Origin of the sequence: Streptomyces sp. NPDC046866 (assembly GCF_040704625.1) — a bacterium.
Taxonomy (GTDB): domain Bacteria; phylum Actinomycetota; class Actinomycetes; order Streptomycetales; family Streptomycetaceae; genus Streptomyces.
The window spans coordinates 433,956-452,308 of sequence record NZ_JBEYXN010000003.1; the positions used below are offsets into that span (position 1 = coordinate 433,956).

General features: G+C 73.7%; 21 protein-coding genes. 11 read left to right on the forward strand and 10 right to left on the reverse strand.

What is annotated here, in order from left to right:
• Positions 1 to 5 precede the first annotated feature (5 nt).
• Positions 6 to 347: an STAS domain-containing protein gene (locus tag AB0953_RS07995; protein WP_366858526.1), complete on the forward strand. Its 342-nt coding sequence runs from the start codon at positions 6 to 8 to the stop codon at positions 345 to 347.
• Here the strand turns inward: AB0953_RS07995 and AB0953_RS08000 are convergent.
• Both AB0953_RS08000 and AB0953_RS08005 read right to left on the reverse strand, forming a co-directional pair.
• Positions 261 to 1,274 carry a sigma-70 family RNA polymerase sigma factor gene (locus AB0953_RS08000; protein ID WP_366858527.1) on the reverse strand — a complete coding sequence of 338 codons (1,014 nt, stop codon included), beginning with the start codon at positions 1,272 to 1,274 and terminating at the stop codon, positions 261 to 263. The two genes, AB0953_RS07995 and AB0953_RS08000, sit on opposite strands and share 87 nt — an antisense overlap.
• A 169-nt stretch (positions 1,275 to 1,443) precedes the next feature.
• On the reverse strand, positions 1,444 to 2,787 hold the full coding sequence (locus tag AB0953_RS08005; protein ID WP_366858528.1) for an MFS transporter: 1,344 nt from the start codon (positions 2,785 to 2,787) through the stop codon (positions 1,444 to 1,446).
• Positions 2,788 to 2,850: 63 nt separating this feature from the next.
• On the opposite strand from AB0953_RS08005, the gene AB0953_RS08010 reads away from it, so the two are divergent.
• Positions 2,851 to 3,891: a LysR family transcriptional regulator gene (locus tag AB0953_RS08010; protein ID WP_366858619.1), complete on the forward strand. Its 1,041-nt coding sequence runs from the start codon at positions 2,851 to 2,853 to the stop codon at positions 3,889 to 3,891.
• Here the strand turns inward: AB0953_RS08010 and AB0953_RS08015 are convergent.
• The 3 genes from AB0953_RS08015 to AB0953_RS08025 form a co-directional block, all read right to left on the reverse strand.
• Complete coding sequence (locus AB0953_RS08015; protein WP_366858529.1) at positions 3,825 to 4,874, reverse strand: helix-turn-helix transcriptional regulator; 1,050 nt, start codon at positions 4,872 to 4,874, stop codon at positions 3,825 to 3,827. The two genes, AB0953_RS08010 and AB0953_RS08015, sit on opposite strands and share 67 nt — an antisense overlap.
• A 391-nt stretch (positions 4,875 to 5,265) precedes the next feature.
• Positions 5,266 to 5,634, reverse strand: a complete 369-nt coding sequence (locus AB0953_RS08020) for a cupin domain-containing protein (protein WP_366858530.1) — start codon at positions 5,632 to 5,634, stop codon at positions 5,266 to 5,268.
• An 80-nt stretch (positions 5,635 to 5,714) separates the two neighbouring features.
• Positions 5,715 to 6,437: a prolyl oligopeptidase family serine peptidase gene (locus tag AB0953_RS08025; protein WP_366858531.1), complete on the reverse strand. Its 723-nt coding sequence runs from the start codon at positions 6,435 to 6,437 to the stop codon at positions 5,715 to 5,717.
• Between the two features lie 113 nt (positions 6,438 to 6,550).
• On the opposite strand from AB0953_RS08025, the gene AB0953_RS08030 reads away from it, so the two are divergent.
• The 3 genes from AB0953_RS08030 to AB0953_RS08040 all read left to right on the forward strand — a co-directional run bounded on the left by AB0953_RS08030 (position 6,551) and on the right by AB0953_RS08040 (position 9,078).
• Positions 6,551 to 7,666, forward strand: a complete 1,116-nt coding sequence (locus tag AB0953_RS08030; RefSeq protein ID WP_366858532.1) for an adenosine deaminase — start codon at positions 6,551 to 6,553, stop codon at positions 7,664 to 7,666.
• A 172-nt stretch (positions 7,667 to 7,838) separates the two neighbouring features.
• Entirely contained in the window at positions 7,839 to 8,111 is a 273-nt protein-coding gene (locus tag AB0953_RS08035) for a hypothetical protein (protein WP_366858533.1), read from the forward strand.
• Positions 8,112 to 8,304: 193 nt separating this feature from the next.
• On the forward strand, positions 8,305 to 9,078 hold the full coding sequence (locus AB0953_RS08040) for a hypothetical protein (protein WP_366858534.1): 774 nt from the start codon (positions 8,305 to 8,307) through the stop codon (positions 9,076 to 9,078).
• 33 nt (positions 9,079 to 9,111) lie between these two features.
• Here AB0953_RS08040 and AB0953_RS08045 read toward each other — a convergent pair whose 3' ends face one another.
• Entirely contained in the window at positions 9,112 to 9,312 is a 201-nt protein-coding gene (locus AB0953_RS08045) for a PspC domain-containing protein (RefSeq protein ID WP_361901633.1), read from the reverse strand.
• 42 nt (positions 9,313 to 9,354) lie between these two features.
• Positions 9,355 to 9,939: a VanZ family protein gene (locus AB0953_RS08050; protein ID WP_366858535.1), complete on the reverse strand. Its 585-nt coding sequence runs from the start codon at positions 9,937 to 9,939 to the stop codon at positions 9,355 to 9,357.
• Between the two features lie 208 nt (positions 9,940 to 10,147).
• Here AB0953_RS08050 and AB0953_RS08055 point away from each other — a divergent pair, with 208 nt between their 5' ends.
• Positions 10,148 to 11,293: a calcium-binding protein gene (locus tag AB0953_RS08055; RefSeq protein WP_366858536.1), complete on the forward strand. Its 1,146-nt coding sequence runs from the start codon at positions 10,148 to 10,150 to the stop codon at positions 11,291 to 11,293.
• A 168-nt stretch (positions 11,294 to 11,461) separates the two neighbouring features.
• A complete protein-coding gene (locus AB0953_RS08060; RefSeq protein WP_366858537.1) occupies positions 11,462 to 11,896 on the forward strand; it encodes a hypothetical protein in 435 nt (144 codons plus the stop codon).
• Between the two features lie 29 nt (positions 11,897 to 11,925).
• On the opposite strand, the gene AB0953_RS08065 is transcribed toward AB0953_RS08060, so the two are convergent.
• Positions 11,926 to 12,582 (reverse strand): PH domain-containing protein, encoded by a 657-nt coding sequence (locus tag AB0953_RS08065; RefSeq protein ID WP_366858538.1) that lies wholly within the window; start codon positions 12,580 to 12,582, stop codon positions 11,926 to 11,928.
• A gap of 137 nt (positions 12,583 to 12,719) precedes the next feature.
• Positions 12,720 to 13,469 (reverse strand): hypothetical protein, encoded by a 750-nt coding sequence (locus tag AB0953_RS08070; protein WP_366858539.1) that lies wholly within the window; start codon positions 13,467 to 13,469, stop codon positions 12,720 to 12,722.
• Positions 13,470 to 13,781: 312 nt separating this feature from the next.
• On the opposite strand from AB0953_RS08070, the gene deoC reads away from it, so the two are divergent.
• From deoC to AB0953_RS08085, 3 genes are read left to right on the forward strand one after another with little or no spacing between them, the layout of a single operon-like run.
• Entirely contained in the window at positions 13,782 to 14,750 is a 969-nt protein-coding gene (gene deoC / locus AB0953_RS08075) for a deoxyribose-phosphate aldolase (protein ID WP_366858540.1), read from the forward strand.
• A gap of 5 nt (positions 14,751 to 14,755) precedes the next feature.
• Positions 14,756 to 16,192 carry an aldehyde dehydrogenase family protein gene (locus AB0953_RS08080; protein ID WP_366858541.1) on the forward strand — a complete coding sequence of 479 codons (1,437 nt, stop codon included), beginning with the start codon at positions 14,756 to 14,758 and terminating at the stop codon, positions 16,190 to 16,192.
• Complete coding sequence (locus tag AB0953_RS08085; RefSeq protein ID WP_366858542.1) at positions 16,185 to 17,084, forward strand: aldehyde dehydrogenase family protein; 900 nt, start codon at positions 16,185 to 16,187, stop codon at positions 17,082 to 17,084. The genes AB0953_RS08080 and AB0953_RS08085 overlap by 8 nt, the downstream gene beginning before the upstream one ends.
• A 79-nt stretch (positions 17,085 to 17,163) precedes the next feature.
• Here AB0953_RS08085 and AB0953_RS08090 read toward each other — a convergent pair whose 3' ends face one another.
• The gene (locus AB0953_RS08090; RefSeq protein ID WP_366858543.1) at positions 17,164 to 17,538 is read right to left on the reverse strand and encodes a hypothetical protein; all 375 of its coding nucleotides are present in this window, start codon (positions 17,536 to 17,538) and stop codon (positions 17,164 to 17,166) included.
• Positions 17,539 to 17,615: 77 nt separating this feature from the next.
• Here AB0953_RS08090 and AB0953_RS08095 point away from each other — a divergent pair, with 77 nt between their 5' ends.
• Complete coding sequence (locus AB0953_RS08095) at positions 17,616 to 18,353, forward strand: uridine kinase (RefSeq protein ID WP_366858620.1); 738 nt, start codon at positions 17,616 to 17,618, stop codon at positions 18,351 to 18,353.

Consider the following 18,353-nt stretch of genomic DNA (forward strand, 5'->3'; position numbering starts at 1 on the left):
CAGGCGTGAAGACGCAGATCCTGGTCCTGACGGGGCCCGACGTGGCGGTGGGCGGCGCGGACGCGGTGTGTCTGCGGCTGGCGGAGCTGTACGGGGCCGGAGCCGGCGCCGTGGAGTGCGACGTCGGCGCGCTCACCGCGCCCGGGCTCGCGGCCGTGGAGACCCTGGCCCGGCTGCGGCTGACCGCCCGCCGCTGGGGGCGCGGCCTCCTGGTGACGGGGGCGGGGCCCGAGCTGCGGGCGCTGCTCGGCCTGGTGGGGCTAGTCGAGCTGCTCGGGCAGCCCGAACAGCGGGAACCACCGGGCGGTGTCGAGGAAGGCGTTGAGCCCGACGATCCGCCCGCCTGAGACCTCCAGCACCTGCAGCGCCCACGGCACGTGCCCGGGCCGGCCGTCCTCGCGGGGCCGGTACTGGCCGAAGGCGGGCAGCCCGTTGGCGGTGGTCGGCAGCAGACGCGAGCCCTTGCAGCCGATGCCCTGGTTCAGGTGCCAGGCGGCGATGTCCGCCGGCCCCTGCAGCCACAGGTCGAACGGCGGCATGGACAGCACCGCGTCCTCGTGCAGCAGCGTGGTGAGCCGGGTGATGTCGTACGCCTCGAACGCCGACAGGTACTGCTCCAGCAGCTTGACCTGCTCCGCGTCCAGCGGGTCGGCCGGCTCGCTCTCGCGCGGCGGGTGCGCGGAGAGGGTGGCCCGCGCCCGCTGCAGGGCGCTGTTGACCGACGCGGTGGTGGTCTCCAGCAGCACCGCCACCTCGTCGGCCTTCCAGGCCAGCACCTCGCGCAGGATCAGCACGGCCCGCTGCTTGGGCGGCAGGTGCTGCAGCGCCGCGACGAACGCCAGCCGCACCGACTCCCTGGCCAGCGCCATCTCCGCCGGATCCGCGGTCTGCGGGAGCACCCGCCCGTCCGGGACCGGCTCAAGCCAGGTCACCTCGGGCCGCTCGCTCAGGACGGCGGTGGCCTGGTGCTGCGGGGCGGTCAGGTCCATGGGGCGGGCCCGCTTGCTGCCCGCGCTCAGCAGGTCCAGGCAGACGTTGGTCGCGATCCGGTACAGCCACGACCGCAGCGAGGAGCGCCCCTCGAACTTCTCGAAGCTGCGCCAGGCGCGGATGTACGTGTCCTGCACCGCGTCCTCGGCGTCGAAGGAGGAGCCGAGCATCCGGTAGCAGTAGCCGGTGAGCTCCACCCGGTAGCGGTCCAGCGCGGCGTCCAGACCGTCGGCCGCATCGGGGGCGGCGGCCGCGCCTGCGGCGGGCTGTGCGGTGTTCGTCATTTTGCCGTCCCCCTGGTCGATCCCGATACCTGTGGAACCTACCCGAGGGCACTGACAGCCGCAGCCCGGGACACAAACGCGAAGGGGCCCGGGGGTGTTGGCCCCGCGGCCCCTCGCTCCCTACCGCTCCCTACCGCTCCGTACCGCTCCGGCCCGCGGCCCGGCCGGCTCAGCGGGCCGCGGCCGCCCGCGCCGGGATCCGGCGCTCGGCGCGGGCCGCGTGCGAGCCGTACAGGGTGATCGACACGACGCCGAGCACGGCCAGCAGCGCCAGGGCCGCCGTGGCCTCCCAGCCCGCCGCGTGGAAGGCCAGCGCGCCGAGCGTGCCGCCCGCGCTGGAGCCGAGGTAGTACGCCGACTGGTACAGCGCGGAGGCCTGCGCCCGGCCCGACACCGCGGTCCGGCTGACCGCCGCCGAGGCCACCGCGTGGCCCGCGAAGAACCCGGCGGTGATCAGTACCAGCCCGGCCACGATCGCGCCGAGCGACTGCGACAGCGACAGCAGCAGCCCCAGCGCGGTCGTCGCCACGGCCAGGTACAGCGCCCCGCGGCGGCCCATCCGGGCCACCAGCTGCCCCGCCGCCGCGGAGGAGGCCGTGCCCACCAGGTAGATCAGGAAGATCGAGCCGATCACGCCCTGCCCGAGGGAGAACGGCTCCTCGACCAGCCGGTAGCCGATGACGGTGTACACGGCCCCGAACACGGTCATGAACAGGGCGCCGATCGCGTACAGCCGCAGCAGCAGCGGATCGCGCAGGTGGCGGGCGACCGAGGCGCCGACGGCGCGCGGGTCCAGCGAGGCGGGGCGGAAGAACCGGGCCCGCGGCAGCAGGACCCGGAAGGCGGCCGCGCAGGCCAGCGCCAGCACGCCGACGGTCAGCAGGCCGGCCCGCCAGCCCCACGCCTGGGCCGCCCAGCCGGTGGCGAGGCGGCCGCTCATGCCGCCGATGGAGTTGCCCGCCACGAACAGGCCGATCGTCCCGACCAGTGCCTTCGGCCGGACCTCCTCCGCCAGGTACGCCATCGCGGAGGCCGGGATGCCGGCGATGGCCGCGCCCTGGACGGCGCGCAGCGCCACCAGCCACTCCAGGCTCGGCGCGAAGGGGACCAGGAGCCCGACGCCGACGGCCACGGCGAGGGAGGCCGTCATCGTCCGGGTCCGCCCGAAGCGCTCGGAGAGGGCGCTGAGCGGCAGGACGAACAGGGCGAGGGCGCCGGTGGCCGCGGAGACGGTCCAGCTGGCCTGACCCGCCGTCACGCCGAAGCCCTCGGAGATCGCGGGCAGCAGGGCCTGGGTGGAGTAGAGGAGGGCGAACGTCGCGAGTCCGGCGGCGAAGAGCGCGAGGCTCATCCGGCGGTAGCCGGGGCGGCCGGGGGCGAGGGCCTCGGGGGCCGCGGCGGCGTCGGCAGCGGCTGCGCCGGTTCCGCCGGCCGCGGCGGCGTCGGTGGTGTGAGGGGACGACGGGGTGGAGGCACCCGGGATGACGGGTGCCCCGGTATGAGCGGGAGGCATGCAACGACCGTAGACCCGCCGCGTTTCATGCGTCCAATGCACAGAATCGCGATAATCGATCCACTGGTGCATCAGCACTGCTCAGGAGGGCGCATGTCAACGAACCGTTACGAAGAGAACATCCCCGTGACAGGTTTGCTGGCCCCGCGCCTGGCGTACTTCGCCGCGGTCGCCCGCCACGAGCACGTCACCCGCGCCGCCCACGAGCTGGGGGTGCCGCAGTCCACCCTGTCGCGGGCCATGGTCCGCCTCGAACAGGACCTGGGCGTCGTGCTGTTCGCCCGCAAGGGACGGACCGTCGCGCTCACCACCGCCGGGCGGACCTTCCTCGCCTCCACCGAGAAGGCCCTCGCCGAGATCGCCCGCGCCGCGGAGTCCGTCCAGCAGGACGCCGACCCGGCCTACGGCAAGGTGGCGTTCGGCTTCCTGCACACCCTCGGCCCCGAGACCGTACCCGGCCTGATCCGCGCCTTCCGCGCCGACCACCCGCGCGTGCGCTTCTCCCTGGTCCAGAACTACGGCGAGGCGATGCTGGAGCGGCTGCGGGCCGGGGAGCTCGACCTGTGCCTGACCTCGCCGCTGCCCGACGCCCCCGACCTCGTCGCCCGCCGCCTCGACGAGCAGCGGCTGCGCCTGGTCGTGCCCGACGACCACCGCCTGGCCACCCGCAAGCGCATCCGGCTCGCGGAGGCCGCAGAGGAAACCTTCGTCACCCTCGAGTCCGGCTACGGCCTGCGCCGCATCACCGACGACCTGTGCGCCGAGGCCGGGTTCGCGCCCCGCGTCGCCTTCGAGGGCGAGGAGGCCGAGACCCTGCGCGGGCTGGTCGCCGCCGGCCTCGGCGTGGCCCTGCTGCCGCCGCCGGCGGTGGCCCGCCCCGGCGTGGTCGAGCTGACGGTGACCGCCCCGCGCGCGGTCCGCGAGATCGGCGTCGCCTGGCTCGACGGCCACCCCGACACCCCGCCCGTCGCCCAGTTCAAGCGCTTCCTGCTGTCCCGCCGCGGCAAACTGATCCCGGAAGCCTTCGGCGGCCCCGTTCAGCCCCCGCCGCCCGCCCCCGCTGCTCCGGCCGCTCCCGCCGCCCCCGCCGCCGAGAGCAAGTAGCCCGCCTGGAAGCGGGACTTGGCGCCCACCGCGCGCATGATCTCCGCGATGTGCCGCTGGCAGGTGCGCTCCGACATGCCGAGGCGCCGTGCGATGACCTTGTCCTCCAGCCCCTCCGCGAGCAGCCGGACGATCGTCTGCCGCAGCTCGTCCGAGAGCGAGCGGGCCGCCTCCGGGGTCACCGTCGTGGGGAACGGCTCCGCGCTCAGCCAGGACCGCTCGAAGGCCGAGGCCATGAAGTGGACCACGCTCGGCTCGCGCACCACCAGCGCCGCCCCGACCCGGTCCGGGACGGCCATCAGCCCGGTGTGCCCGTCGAAGATCAGCATGCGCATCAGCCCGTCCCCGATCGTGCGCACCTGCGCGCCCAGCGCCGTCACCCGCTCCACGTACGCCGCCGTGGGCCGCGAGTAGCGCGCGGTGTGCTGGTAGATCGTCCGCATCCGGACCCCGCGGGCCAGCAGCGACTCGTCGCGCCCGATGGCCTCCTGCAGGGTCTCCAGCGGCCGCGCCCCGCCCGGCTGGGAGGTCAGCAGCTCCTTCTCGCACCCCGCGACCAGCTCCGCGATCAGCGCCCGCACCGCCCCCAGGTCGGTGACCGTCTCCAGCTGCTGCCGCCCCGATCCGCTGCGGTCGCGCTGGACCGCCCCGGCCTCGTACGCGGGCACCAGCGCCTCCAGCCGCCCGCGCAGCCGGTCCATCTCGTCGTGGGTCTCGCGGACGAGGAGGGCCAGCGGGGCCAGCGCCCGGGCCGCCGCCGTCCGGGGCGCGACCGCGCTCCACCGGTCCGGGCCGCCGCCGGGGGTGCGCTGGAGCAGGTGGGCCGCCGCCAGCTCGGAGATCGCCGCGGCCGCCCGCACGCCGAGGGCCTCGGTCGCCTCCGCCGGGGCGAAGGAGTGCCGCTCGACGGCGTACGCGTACAGCCGCCGGGCGGCGGGGCTCAGATCGCCTCCGGGTGGCGGGACGGACGGGTCGGCGGGCATACCCGTATTCGTCCCGGATTGGGGTGGTTCGTAAACCCCTCGTGTTCCCGCAAGGCGGCAAGACGACGCCCTGACGCGCGGTAACCAGCGGGCGCCGCCCGGCAGAGTGGAGCCACCGGGAGGGGGAAGCGCGGTACGGGGGAGCCGACCCGCACGGAGGGTCCGGGACCAGGACCGTCCGGCTCAGCCGCGTTCCGCCATGACGGCGGCCGCCCGGTGCGCGGGCCCGCACGGCGGTGGCCGCGCCGGATCCACCGGGGGTGCCGTCCGGCCGTGAGGGGGCGGAACGGCAGGCACGCCCGGACCGGTGCGCCCACCGCCGGCACGGAGCGCGCCGGCTCCGGACGGGGCCGGGGCGGGAGCCGGGACGGTGACAGGAGCCGCTCGGCCGTCAGCCGCCGGCCGCCTTCGCGTAGTCGCCGAAGCCCGTCCAGTCGACGGCGACGCACGGCTCGTCGCCGACGACCCAGGCGTCGTGGCCCGGGGAGATCTGCATGAAGTCGCCGGGGCCGTAGTCTTCCTCCTGCCCGTCGTCCATGACGACGTGCATGTGGCCGCTCACCACGTAGCTCGTGTGGGCGGACCGGCAGCTGTCGGTGCCGGCCAGCGGCTTGATGTGCTCCGACCAGCGCCAGCCCGGCTCGAACACCGCGCGGCCCACCGGCCCGCCCTCCGCCTGGATCAGGTCCAGCCGGCCCTTGTTGTCCGCGAACGGGCGCGTCTCGTCGGCCTCGTCGAAGCTCCTGCGCACGATGGTCATGGCGGATCCCTCCAGGAGAAAGCCACCCCCGAGTCCACTTCTCACTGTACGCGCGCGGCCCCTCCCCGCCCGCGGAGCGGTCAGCCGCGCAGCGAGCGCCCGAAACCGGAGGCCAGCGGCATCCGCAGGCCGAGCGGCGGCGGTGCGGCCAGGGCGTCCGTCACCGGCCGGGACCAGCGTCCGGAGATCATCGCGCCGAGTACGAAGTCCACGGCCAGCGCGACCACTTCGAAGCGGTGGTCGCGTAACCCGTGCCCGTCGGAGTGGACTTCGAAGCGGCAGGTCGCCCGGTTGGCCTTCTTCGCCCGCGCCGCGAGCCGGAAGGAGGCCTCCGGGTCGCAGCGCGCGTCGTTCGTCCCGTGCACGATCAGCACCTGCCGGCCGGAGAGCTGCTTGACCGGCTCGCGCGCCGCCGCTCCGGGCGCCTCGTCCAGGGAAGGGGCGAGCGCCAGGACGCAGTTGACGGCCTCGTGGCCCGCCGCGAGCAGTGCGGCCCGCCCGCCCGCGTCGTAGCCGGCCAGGCAGACCGGGACGTCGCCGTACCGGCGCACCACCTCGCCGACCGCCCAGCGGGCGTCCTCCTCGCGGGAGCCCCGCCCGCCGTGGACGAGGGTGTGGGCGACCAGCCCGTCCGCCCCGCCCGCCCGGGCCAGGGCCCGCGCGAGCGGGCGCACCGGGCCGGGGTGCCACCGGGAGGAACCGGGGAGCAGGAGCACCACGCCGCTGACCGTCGAGTACGTGCCGTTCGCGCCGGCCGCCCGCCCCAGGCGGGTCCCGCGCGCCGGAGGCGCATCATGTGACATGGCGGAACAGTCTCAGACTGACAGGTGTACGCGACCCGTCCGTACGGTCTCTGTTGGATATCGACGCCCGGCGCCGCCCGGCGCTCTACGCGCGTAGGAGTTAGAGTGCGGAGATGACGAGCGAGACCAGCAACAAGCCCACCCCGGATCAGATCCGCCGCTCCCCGAAGGTGCTGCTGCACGACCACCTCGACGGCGGCCTGCGGCCCGGGACCATCATCGAGCTGGCCCGGGCGGCCGGCTACGGCAACCTGCCCGAAACGGACGCCGACAAGCTCGGCATCTGGTTCCGCGAGGCCGCCGACTCCGGCTCCCTGCCGCGCTACCTGGAGACGTTCGCGCACACCTGCGCCGTCATGCAGACCAAGGAGGCGCTGTTCCGCGTCGCCGCCGAGTGCGCCGAGGACCTCGCCGAGGACGGCGTGGTCTACGCCGAGGTCCGCTACGCCCCCGAGCAGCACCTCGAGGCCGGCCTGACCCTCGAAGAGGTCGTCGAGGCCGTGAACGACGGCTTCCGCGAGGGCGAGCGCCGGGCCCGGGCCAACGGCCACCGCATCCGCGTCGGCGCCCTGCTCACCGCGATGCGCCACGCCGCCCGCGCGCTGGAGATCGCCGAGCTGGCCAACCGCTACCGCGACAACGGCGTGGTCGGCTTCGACATCGCCGGCGCCGAGGCCGGGTTCCCCCCCACCCGCCACCTGGACGCGTTCGAGTACCTCAAGCGCGAGAACAACCACTTCACCATCCACGCGGGCGAGGCCTTCGGCCTCCCGTCGATCTGGCAGGCCCTGCAGTGGTGCGGCGCCGACCGCCTGGGCCACGGCGTGAAGATCATCGACGACATCGAGGTCGCCGCCGACGGCTCCGTGAAGCTCGGCCGGCTGGCCTCGTACGTCCGCGACAAGCGCATCCCGCTGGAGATGTGCCCCACCTCGAACCTGCAGACCGCGGCGGCCGCCTCGTACGCGGAGCACCCCATCGGGCTGCTGCGCAAGCTGCACTTCCGCCTGACGGTGAACACCGACAACCGGCTGATGAGCGGCACCAGCATGAGCCGCGAGTTCGAGCACCTGGTGGACACCTTCGGCTACACGCTCGACGACATGCAGTGGTTCACCGTCAATGCCATGAAGTCGGCGTTCATTCCTTTCGATGAACGACTGGCGATGATCAACGACGTCATCAAGCCCGGCTATGCCGAGCTGAAGTCGGAATGGCTGTTCCGGTAGACCGCCTCCACCAGCGGTTCTGTTTCCGCCTAGGCCACGACCTGACGGAATGAAAGCGTCCGGGAGGAGCAATTCCCGGGCGCTTTCTCGTATTTAAGGATGTTTGCGGGCGGCCGTTTGAAGTGACTAGTTTGCGGAGCCGCTCCGTTCCCCGTCGCAAGGACGATCCTTCATGAAGAAGTCAGCCGCCAAGATCCTCGGTGCCGCCGCCGTGGGTGCCGCCTTCGCCGCCGCCGCTGCCGGCTCCGCCTCGGCCGCCGTCCCCGCCGTCGGCCTGACCGACGCCCTCGGCTCCGCCACCGGCGCGCTCCAGAGCCTCACCAGCCAGCAGCAGATGAGCACCGACGGCCAGTCCAGCGACCCGGCGGCCCCGCTCGGCCAGCTGACGGACGCGGTCGGCCCGACCCTCGGCGGCCTCCCGATCGGCGGCGCCCTCGGCGGCTGACCCCCGCCGGTCCCGGCCGGATCCCGTACGGATCCGCGCCGGATCCGTACGCGTGCCCGCGCGGCGCACACCGGTTCGACCGGGGTGCGCCGCGCCGTGCCGTCGTGCCAGGATCCGCGCCAACTGCCCGTCCGGGAAAGGACGGGAGCACCGCCCGGCAGCAGCCGGGGGAGAGGTGAGAGGTCACCGGTACATGCGCCTGAAGACACGGTTCACGTCCGCGGCCGCCACGGCCGCCCTGCTGCCCGCCCTCCTGCTGGGCGCCGCCGGGTGCGGCAGCGGCGACGCCACCGCGGGCGCCGAGGCGCCGGACCCCAAGGGCTCCGTCCCGGCCGGCTCCCCCGCCGGCTCCCCGGGCGCCGCGGCCCCCTCGGGCCCCGCCGCGCCCAAGACCGGCGGCAGCCGGCTGGAGCGCTCCGCCCTGGAACAGGGTGACCTGCCCGACTACCAGGTCTCCGCCCAGGGCAAGAACCCCAACGCCCCCGACGGCCAGCCCCAGGCCGACCGCAAGGCCTGCCAGCCGCTCGCCGACATCATGGGTGACAAGCCGGACCCGGCCGCGCGGGAGACCGTCAACCGGGGGATCGGCTCCCGCAAGCAGGTCGGGCTCGCCGTCTCCGCCTCCGTCAGCTCCTACGCCGAGCGGGACGCCAAGGCCCTCGTCACCCGCCTGAAGGACGCGGTCGCCGCCTGCGGTACGGGCTTCACCGCCACCGTCGAGAAGCAGAGCGGCAGCTACCGCGAGGTCCGCGCCGCCGCGTACAGGACGGCCGGCGACGACACCGTCAGCTGGACCACCACCGCCACCGCCCAGGGCGTCTCGGCCCGGGTGCACGTGGTCGTCGTACGGCAGGGGGACACGATCGTCCGGCTCATGGCCCTCAACGTGGCCGGGGCCGGGCAGAAGGCGCTGGTGCCGCAGGACGTGGCGGACAAGCAGCTGGAGAAGGTCCGCCGCGCGGGCTGACGGCCGCGCGGCCGGCCGCCCCCTCCGCCCGGGTCACCAGGCGGTGGAGGGGGACTTCTCGTTGGGCAGCAGCACCCACAGCGCCAGGTAGATCAGGAACTGCGGGCCGGGCAGCAGGCACGAGACGACGAATATCGCCCGCATCGTGTTCGCGGAAATTCCGAAGCGTCGCGCCAGTCCGGCGCAGACGCCGCCGATCCAGCGGCCGTCACGGGGTCGAACGAGGGCGCTCATGGGATCTCCTCCGAGGTGTTCGCGGGAGTTTCCCGCGATGCCTCAATACTCCCGCGGCACCGCGGAGAGAACGTCGGTCCACGGGCCGAGCCCGACCCTGGGAATTCTCGGGGTGGACCCCTGAGGGAGCTCCGGCCGCGCCGTGCGCGAGCGCCGCAGCCGCGCGCGCAGCGCCGGTACGACGGCCACGTGCGCCAGCACCACGCCGAGGGTGTTCAGCAGCACCGCGTCCACGTCGACCACCCGCCCCGGGACGGCGCTCTGCAGCATCTCGATGCTGAGCGAGACCAGCACGGCCGCGGCGGCGGTCCGCGCCAGCGAGGACCAGGCGGCCAGCGGCGACGGGGCCAGGTTCCCGCTGGTCAGCGGGAGCAGGACGCCGAGCGGGGCGAGCAGGGCCAGCCCCTCCCCGATCCGGCGGGCCGCCTCCAGGGGCCCGTAGGCGAGATCGGCCCTGATCCCCTCCAGCGGGGTCAGGTTGGCCGCGGCCGCCCAGGGGACGTCCAGGGGACGCAGGGTGAGCCAGGCGACCAGGAGCAGATGGGCGACCAGCAGGCCCCCGCCGAGGAGCCGGAGCCGCAGGTGTATGGCGGTGGCGGCGCGGTGGCCGACCTCATGACGCTGCACACCTGCGAGGACGCCCCTGTCGGCGGCTTCGGTTCCGGTCCGCTGCGGCCGCTGGAGTCCGACGGAATCCGATGGAGTCCGATGAGAATCCGATCGGATGAAAACACCGGAGCGGTGGACGCGTCCGCCCGGGCCCCCGGCCGCCACCGCGCACAGTGAGCGCGGTGCACATCCGGTGCACACCCCAGGCCACGGAAGGACGGCAGCCATGCTCGTACACCGCAGAACCGCACGGGGGCGGGCCCGGCCCCTGCGCACGTTCGTCGCACTCGTGGGCTCCCACGCGCTGGCAGCCGCCCTGACGGGGCTCGGCGTGGCGCCCGCCCACGCCGACGACGAAGCGCCCACCTGCTTCAACGCGACGGCCACCGGCACCGTCGGCACCCCCGGCGACGACGTCATCATCGGCACCCCCGGCCGCGACGTCATCGACGGCGGGGGCGGCAACGACAAGATCTGCGGCCTCGGCGACAACGACGTCCTCATCGGCGGCGCCGGCGACGACCAGATCGCGGGCGGCGCCGGCGACGACCAGATCGACGGCGGCGCCGGCGGCGACCTCCTGGTCGGCGACGACATCGCCTGGACCGGCGACGCCACCGGTCCCACCGGCCGCGACCGGATCCTCGCCGGCGCCGGCGGCGACTCCCTGATCGGCGACCACTACGCCGTCCAGGGCACCGCCAAGGGCGCCTCCCGGGACCTGCTCTTCGGCGGGGACGACGAGGACGCCCTGACGGGCGACAGCGTCGGCGACCACGCCACCGGCGGGGCCGAGGACCGCCTGGACGGCGGCAACGGCAGCGACAGCCTCGTCGGCGACTCGGCCGGCTTCTACGACGCGGACGGCGCCGGTGACGACGTCCTGCTGGAGGGCCCCGGCGACAACGGATCCGTGACCGGCGACAGCACCTCCATCCTCGGCAACGTCACCGGCGCCGGCGGCGACGACATCATCGACCTCGGCACGGACGGCGGCTTCGGCGCCTGGGGCGACCACCAGACCTTCTACGGCACCGCCGTCGGATCCGGCAACGACCGCATCTTCGGCGGCAGCGCCGGCGAGGTGATCCTCGCCGGGGACAGCGGCCTCGGCGACCCCGCCCGCGCGACCGCGGGCAACGACGTCATCGACGGCCGCGGCGGCAACGACCGCATCATCGGCGACAACGCCGACGCCCAGACCACCAACGACTCCATCGGCACCGCCGGCGGCATCGACTTCCTCACCGGCGGCCCCGGCGACGACTTCCTGCGCGGCGGCCCCGGCAACGACACCCTCAACGGCAGCGACGGCACCGACGACTGCGACGGCGAGGGCGGTACGAACGTCCAGCTGAACTGCGAGATCTGACGCGGGACGGCGCCCTGCCCACGCGCCCCGCCCCGTCCCGCCCGCCCCCGCCTCACCCGTTCGGCCTACCGCCGCTCGCCGTGCCGGGCGGGCCCGCGCACGCTCGAATGGCCCCATCCATCCGGGATCCGACGAAGGTCCCGGCTCAGCGAGAGACGAGGTGGCGCGATGACGACCACCCCCACGCCCGCCCCTTCCAGCCGGCCCGGTGCCCGCCAGGAATGGGGTTCCGGCGGCATCACGTTCGCAGGCGTCCTGATGACCGTCATGGGCGTCTTCGCCATCCTGGAAGGCATCGTCGCCCTCTCCAAGGACGACGTGATCTACCAGCGCATCGGCGACTACATCTTCAAGTTCAACCTGAGCGCCTGGGGCTGGATCCACCTGATCCTCGGGATCCTGGTCCTGGTCACCGGCCTCGGCCTGCTCAAGGGCGCGGTCTGGGCCCGCTACACCGGCGTCTTCCTGGCCTCGCTGTCGGTGATCGTCCACTTCTTCTGGCTGCCCTACCAGCCGCTGTGGGGACTGGTCGCGATCGCCATCGCCGTCTTCATCATCTGGGCCCTGTGCACCAGCTGGGACACGGCCACGTCCAGAATCTGAAGCCGGCGGCCGCCGCCGGCACCGGCGCCCTAGCGCAGGGCCAGCAGCACGATCAGCAGCACCGCGCCCGCCACCGCGGGCGCGATGATCTCGTACGACCAGCGCACCCGTACGCTGCCCTGCGCGCCGGCCCGGGCCGCCCCGCGCTCGGCGAGCTCGCGCAGCTCGTCGACCACCTGGTCCGCGTGCGCCCGCTGCGGTTCGGCGGGCGCACCGCCGGACTCCGCACCGGCGCCCTTCGGCGCGGCCAGCCCCTTGCCGGTCAGCCCGCCGCGGCGGGCGTACCCCTGGCGCTGCGCCTTCTTGCGCTCGCGCAGCGAGACGGGCACCGACCACAGCTGGTACTTCGCCCCCTCGGCCAGCACCTCCGCCGAGTACCCGGCGCGCACCGCGTCCACGGCCGCCCACGGCAGCTCGATGACCCGGAAGGGGTTGCGCACGCGCATCCGGTTGTCGTTGGCGAAGACGGCCGGGCGGATCGTGAACGCCACCGTCAGCGGCACGGCGAACAGCGCGATCGCCGCACCGAACCACCGGGCGTCGCCCGTCCCGCGCAGCAGCGCGTCCCCGCACAGCCAGGCGATGAGCGCGAGCAGCGCGATGCCCGTGACGACGGCCATGGGGGAGCGGTAGACCCGGTCGTCGTAGACGGGCTCGTCAGGCTCGGTGGGCTGCTGGCTGCTCATGGGGCCGATTCTGCCTCACGGCGTCTCGACCCACGAGATCGGCGTACAGGGGATGTCGTCGGCGACGGCCCGCCGAGGGCGGGCGTACGGGAGGGCGTACGGGAGGCACGGGAGGTGCGGGAGGTGCGGGACGGGGCTCAGGCGCCGCTGCGGGCGCGCCGGGAGCGGGCCGTGCGGGCCGCCCACAGTCCGGCGGCGATCGCGGCGAGTCCGGCACCGGCGGCGGCGGTGGTGGTGTCGTCGGTGTCCTCGGCGGCGAGCCCGGCGCCCGCGGCGAGCGCGTCCTGCGGCACGACGGGGGTCGGTCCGTCCGTCTGCGGCTCCACGTCCGCGGCGGCGACGGGCTGCGCGCCCTGAGCCGACGCCTGCTGCGGGGCCTGCGCCTGCGCGGGTGCCTTGGGGGCCTCGGGCGTCTGCGGCGGCACCGGGCTCTGCGCGGGCGCCGGGTCCTCGCCCGCCTTCGGCAGCGGGTAGGACGCCGTGACCCCGTCCTTGGTGACGGTGAGCACCGGAGCGGCGGTGTCCGCCTTGGCCAGCTTCAGCAGCAGCCCGTTCACGGTGTCGCCGGGGTGGCTGCGCTCCAGCACGGTCAGGACGCGGACCATGTACGGGTCGCCCGGCTTCCACTGCGAGCCCACGAACCGGATCCAGGCCTCGGGGCCCTCCTCCTTGTTGCGCAGGACCGCGACGAGGCCCTCGCCGATGTAGACCGGCTCGCCCGCGTACCGGTCGTCGTCCGAGGCGGTGGCCTCCGCCGCAGCCGGGCTCCGCGACGCAGCCGCGGCCGCGCCCGCAGCGTCCGCGGCGAACGCGGGGGCCGCGGCGGGCACCAGTACCGCCGCGGCGAGGGCGGCGGTGGCGATCGAGGTGCGCAGGGCGGTACGCATAACGACTCCTTGAAGCAGTGTCGAGGACGGGAGGGAGAGTCGCATGCCGCGTGGTCTCTGTCGGGCTTTCATCCGGTGAGGATCTGACGGGCTGCTGAAGAGAAATCTATGGATCAGGTGACCCCGGAGCGTGGGATTCCTGTCATGGCCGTGTAACGACCTGGACCCCCGCTGACCAGCGCGTTCGCCGCCCGGCCCGCCGTCGTCCGGGGCCCCTCCCCGGGCCCCCGTGCGCGCGGATGTGGCCAACCCCGCACAGATGTGCACCCGTGGGGGGTGACAGGCTGCTACGCGCGTAGATATGCTCGTGTGGTGACCATGCCCACCACCCTCACCGCATTCGCTGACGTGACGACGTCCGACAGCGCGCTGCGCCGGTTCCTGCACGGGCTGCCCGGCGTGGACGCCGTCGGCCTGGAGGCCCGCGCGGCCGCGCTCGGTACCCGTTCGATCAAGACCACGGCCAAGGCGTACGCCATCGACCTGGCCATCTCGATGATCGACCTGACCACGCTTGAGGGTGCCGACACCCCGGGCAAGGTCCGGGCGCTCGCCACCAAGGCCGTCCACCCCGACCCCACCGACCGTACGACGCCGATGACCGCCGCGGTCTGCGTCTACCCCGACATGGTGGCCACCGCCAAGGCGGCGCTGCACGGCGCCGACGTCAAGGTCGCCTCCGTCGCGACCGCCTTCCCGGCGGGCCGCGCCGCCCTGCCGGTCAAGATCGCCGACACCCGTGACGCCGTCGCCGCCGGCGCCGACGAGATCGACATGGTCATCGACCGTGGCGCCTTCCTCGCCGGCCGCTACCTGGAGACGTACGAGCTGATCAAGGCCGTCAAGGAGGCCTGCCTCCGCGAGGACGGCACCGCGGCCCGCCTGAAGGTCATCTTCGAGACCGGCGAGCTGTCGACGTACGACAACATCCGCCGCGCCTCCTGGATCGGCATGCTCGCGGGCGCCGACTTCATCAAGACCTCCACCGGCAAGGTCGGCGTCAACGCCACCCCCGCCAACACCCTGCTGATGCTCGAAGCCGTCCGCGACTTCAAGGCGCAGACCGGAATCCAGATCGGCGTGAAGCCGGCCGGCGGCATCCGGACCACCAAGGACGCGATCAAGTTCCTGGTCCTGGTCAACGAGACCGTGGGCGAGGACTGGCTGACCAACGAGTGGTTCCGCTTCGGCGCCTCCAGCCTGCTCAACGACCTGCTGATGCAGCGCCAGAAGCTGAGCACCGGCCGTTACTCCGGTCCCGACTACGTGACGGTGGACTGATCACCATGGCATCCCTCTTCGAGTACGCACCGGCTCCCGAGTCCCGTTCGGTCGTCGACATCGCCCCCTCCTACGGGCTCTTCATCGACGGCGAGTTCACCGAGGCCGCCGACGGCAAGGTCTTCAAGACCGTCAGCCCCTCCAGCGAGGAGGTGCTGGCCGAGGTCGCCCAGGCCGGCGCCGCCGATGTCGACCGCGCCGTCAAGGCCGCCCGCAAGGCCTTCGAGAAGTGGTCCGCGCTGCCCGGCTCCGAGCGCGCCAAGTACCTCTTCCGCATCGCCCGGATCATCCAGGAGCGCAGCCGCGAGCTCGCCGTCCTGGAGACCCTGGACAACGGCAAGCCGATCAAGGAGACGCGTGACGCGGACCTCCCGCTGGTCGCCGCGCACTTCTTCTACTACGCGGGCTGGGCCGACAAGCTCGACCACGCGGGCTACGGCGCGAACCCGCGCCCGCTCGGCGTGGCCGGCCAGGTCATCCCGTGGAACTTCCCGCTGCTGATGCTCGCCTGGAAGATCGCCCCGGCGCTCGCCACGGGCAACACCGTCGTCCTCAAGCCGGCGGAGACGACCCCCCTGTCGGCGCTGTTCTTCGCGGACATCTGCCGCCAGGCCGGCCTGCCCAAGGGCGTCGTCAACATCATCACCGGCTACGGCGACGCCGGCGCCGAGCTGGTGGCCCACCCGGACGTCGACAAGGTCGCCTTCACCGGCTCCACCGCGGTCGGCAAGGCCATCGCCCGCCAGGTCGCCGGCACCGACAAGAAGGTCACCCTGGAGCTGGGCGGCAAGGGCGCCAACATCGTCTTCGACGACGCCCCGATCGACCAGGCCGTCGAGGGCATCGTCAACGGCATCTTCTTCAACCAGGGCCAGGTCTGCTGCGCGGGCTCCCGCCTGCTGGTCCAGGAGTCGATCCACGACGAGCTGCTGGACTCCCTCAAGCGCCGCCTGTCCACCCTGCGCCTGGGCGACCCGCTCGACAAGAACACCGACATCGGCGCGATCAACTCCGCCGAGCAGCTCGCCCGGATCACGGCCCTGGCCGAGACCGGCGAGGCCGAGGGCGCCGAGCGCTGGTCGCCGGCGTGCGAGCTGCCGTCCTCCGGCTACTGGTTCGCCCCGACGCTCTTCACGAACGTCACCCAGGCGCACACCGTCGCCCGCGACGAGATCTTCGGCCCGGTCCTGTCCGTGCTGACCTTCCGTACGCCGGACGAGGCCGTGGCCAAGGCCAACAACAGCCAGTACGGCCTGTCCGCCGGCATCTGGACGGAGAAGGGCTCCCGCATCCTCGCGGTGGCGAACAAGCTCCGCGCGGGCGTCGTCTGGGCCAACACCTTCAACAAGTTCGACCCGACCTCGCCCTTCGGCGGCTACAAGGAATCGGGCTTCGGCCGCGAGGGCGGCCGCCACGGCCTGGAGGGCTACCTCGATGTCTGAGTCTTCTGCGACCCGTCTGGGCGTCTTCAAGACCTACAAGCTGTACGTCGGGGGCAAGTTCCCCCGCTCCGAGAGCGGCCGGGTGTACGAGGTGAGCGACTCGAAGGGGAAGTGGCTGGCCAACGCCCCGCTGTCCTCCCGCAAGGACGCCCGTGACGCGGTCGTCGCCGCGCGCAAGGCCTTCGGCGGCTGGGCGGGCGCGACCGCGTACAACCGCGGCCAGGTCCTCTACCGCATCGCCGAGATGCTGGAGGGCCGCCGGGAGCAGTTCGTCCGCGAGGTCGGCGAGGCGGAGGGCCTGTCGAAGTCGAAGGCCGCCGCGGTCGTCGACGCGGCCATCGACCGCTGGGTCTGGTACGCGGGCTGGACGGACAAGATCGGCCAGGTCGTGGGCGGGGCCAACCCGGTCGCGGGCCCGTTCTTCAACCTCTCCACCCCGGAGCCGACCGGTGTCGTCACCGTCGTCGCCCCGCAGGAGTCGTCCTTCCTGGGCCTGGTCTCGGTCATCGCCCCGGTGATCGCGACCGGCAACACCGCGGTCGTCATCGCCTCGGAGAAGGCCCCGCTGCCCGCCCTGTCCCTGGGCGAGGTGCTGGCCACCTCCGACCTGCCGGGCGGCGTGGTCAACATCCTGTCCGGCAAGGCCTCCGAGATGGGCCCGCACCTGGCGGCCCACCAGGACGTCAACGCGATCGACCTGGCGGGCGCCGACGCGGCCCTGGCCAAGGAGCTGGAGATCGCCGCCGCGGACAACCTCAAGCGCGTCCTGCGTCCACAGCCTGTGGACGACTGGAGCGCCGACCCGGGCACGTCGCGCATGACGGCGTTCCTGGAGACCAAGACGGTCTGGCACCCCACGGGCTCCCTGGGCGCCTCGGGCTCGTCGTACTAGTACGTCCAGTACGTACGGATCGGAAGCCCCACACGCCGGCCCCGGCAGCCACCCGCGCTGCCGGGGCCGGCGTCCGTCGTCAGCGGCCTCCGCCGGTGAGGGGGCCCAGCAGCGAGGACACGGCCGCCTCGGGGAGCTCGCCGACCGAAGGGCCCTGGGTCAGGGTGCCGGTGACCATGCCGGTGCCGACGGCGGGGAAGTCGGCGACCTTGGTGGCGAGGCCGTTGGTCAGCGGATCCACGCCCGTGTTCGCGAGCGGGTTCACCTTGAGGTTCGTGATGGGGTCGACGACGCCGGAGAGCGCCGCCGGGACCGACAGCTCGCCGGTCTGGGCGCCGCCCTGGCCGCCCGCATGGGCGCCGCCGGCAGCCATCGCGAGGGCCGCGCCGGCCATGGAGAGGGTGAGCCCTGCGGAGCGCAGCGAGGAGGCGCCGGGGACTGCGTGACGTGCCATGGGGATCCCGCCTGTGTCGGTCTGCCGGTGTGGCCGGTCATCGTGTTCACGTGCGCACGCAGCGTAGTCGAGGTGTGATCCTGGATACCAACCGGCCGCAGGAGGCATCCCCTGCGCGGGGTAATGCCCCACACTGGTGTTCCGTGAGCAGCTCCTCTCCTTTGGCTACGCGTGTCGTCCTGTTGACCGGACCTTCAGGTTCCGGAAAGTCCTCGCTGGCGGCCCGCTCCGGGCTCCCCGTCCTGCGCCTGGACGACTTCTACAAGGAGGGCGACGACCCGACCCTCCCGCTGGTCGAGGGCAGTTCCGACATCGACTGGGACTCCCCGCTGTCGTGGGACGCCGACGTCGCCGTCGCGGCCGTGGCCGCCCTGTGCCGCTCCGGCCGCACCGAGGTCCCGGTGTACGACATCGCCACCTCCTCCCGCACCGGCGTCGAGACCTTCGACCTCGCGGACACCACGGGCACCGCCCGCACCCCGCTGTTCATCGCCGAGGGGATCTTCGCGGCCGACATCGCGGCCCGCTGCCAGGAGCTCGGGCTGCTTGCCGACGCCCTCTGCCTGCGCGGCCGCCCCTCCACCACCTTCCGCCGGCGCCTGGCCCGCGACCTGCGCGAGGGCCGCAAGTCGGTGCTGTTCCTGCTGCGCCGCGGCTGGCGCCTGATGCGGGCCGAACGCGGCATCGTCGCCCGCCACATCGCCCTCGGCGCCCACCCCTGCGGCCCCGACGAGGCCCTCGGCCGGATGGCCGCTGCCGCAGCCGGCCGCCACCGCACCCCGGCCGCCGCCCCCGCGGCCGCCCCCGTGGCCTGA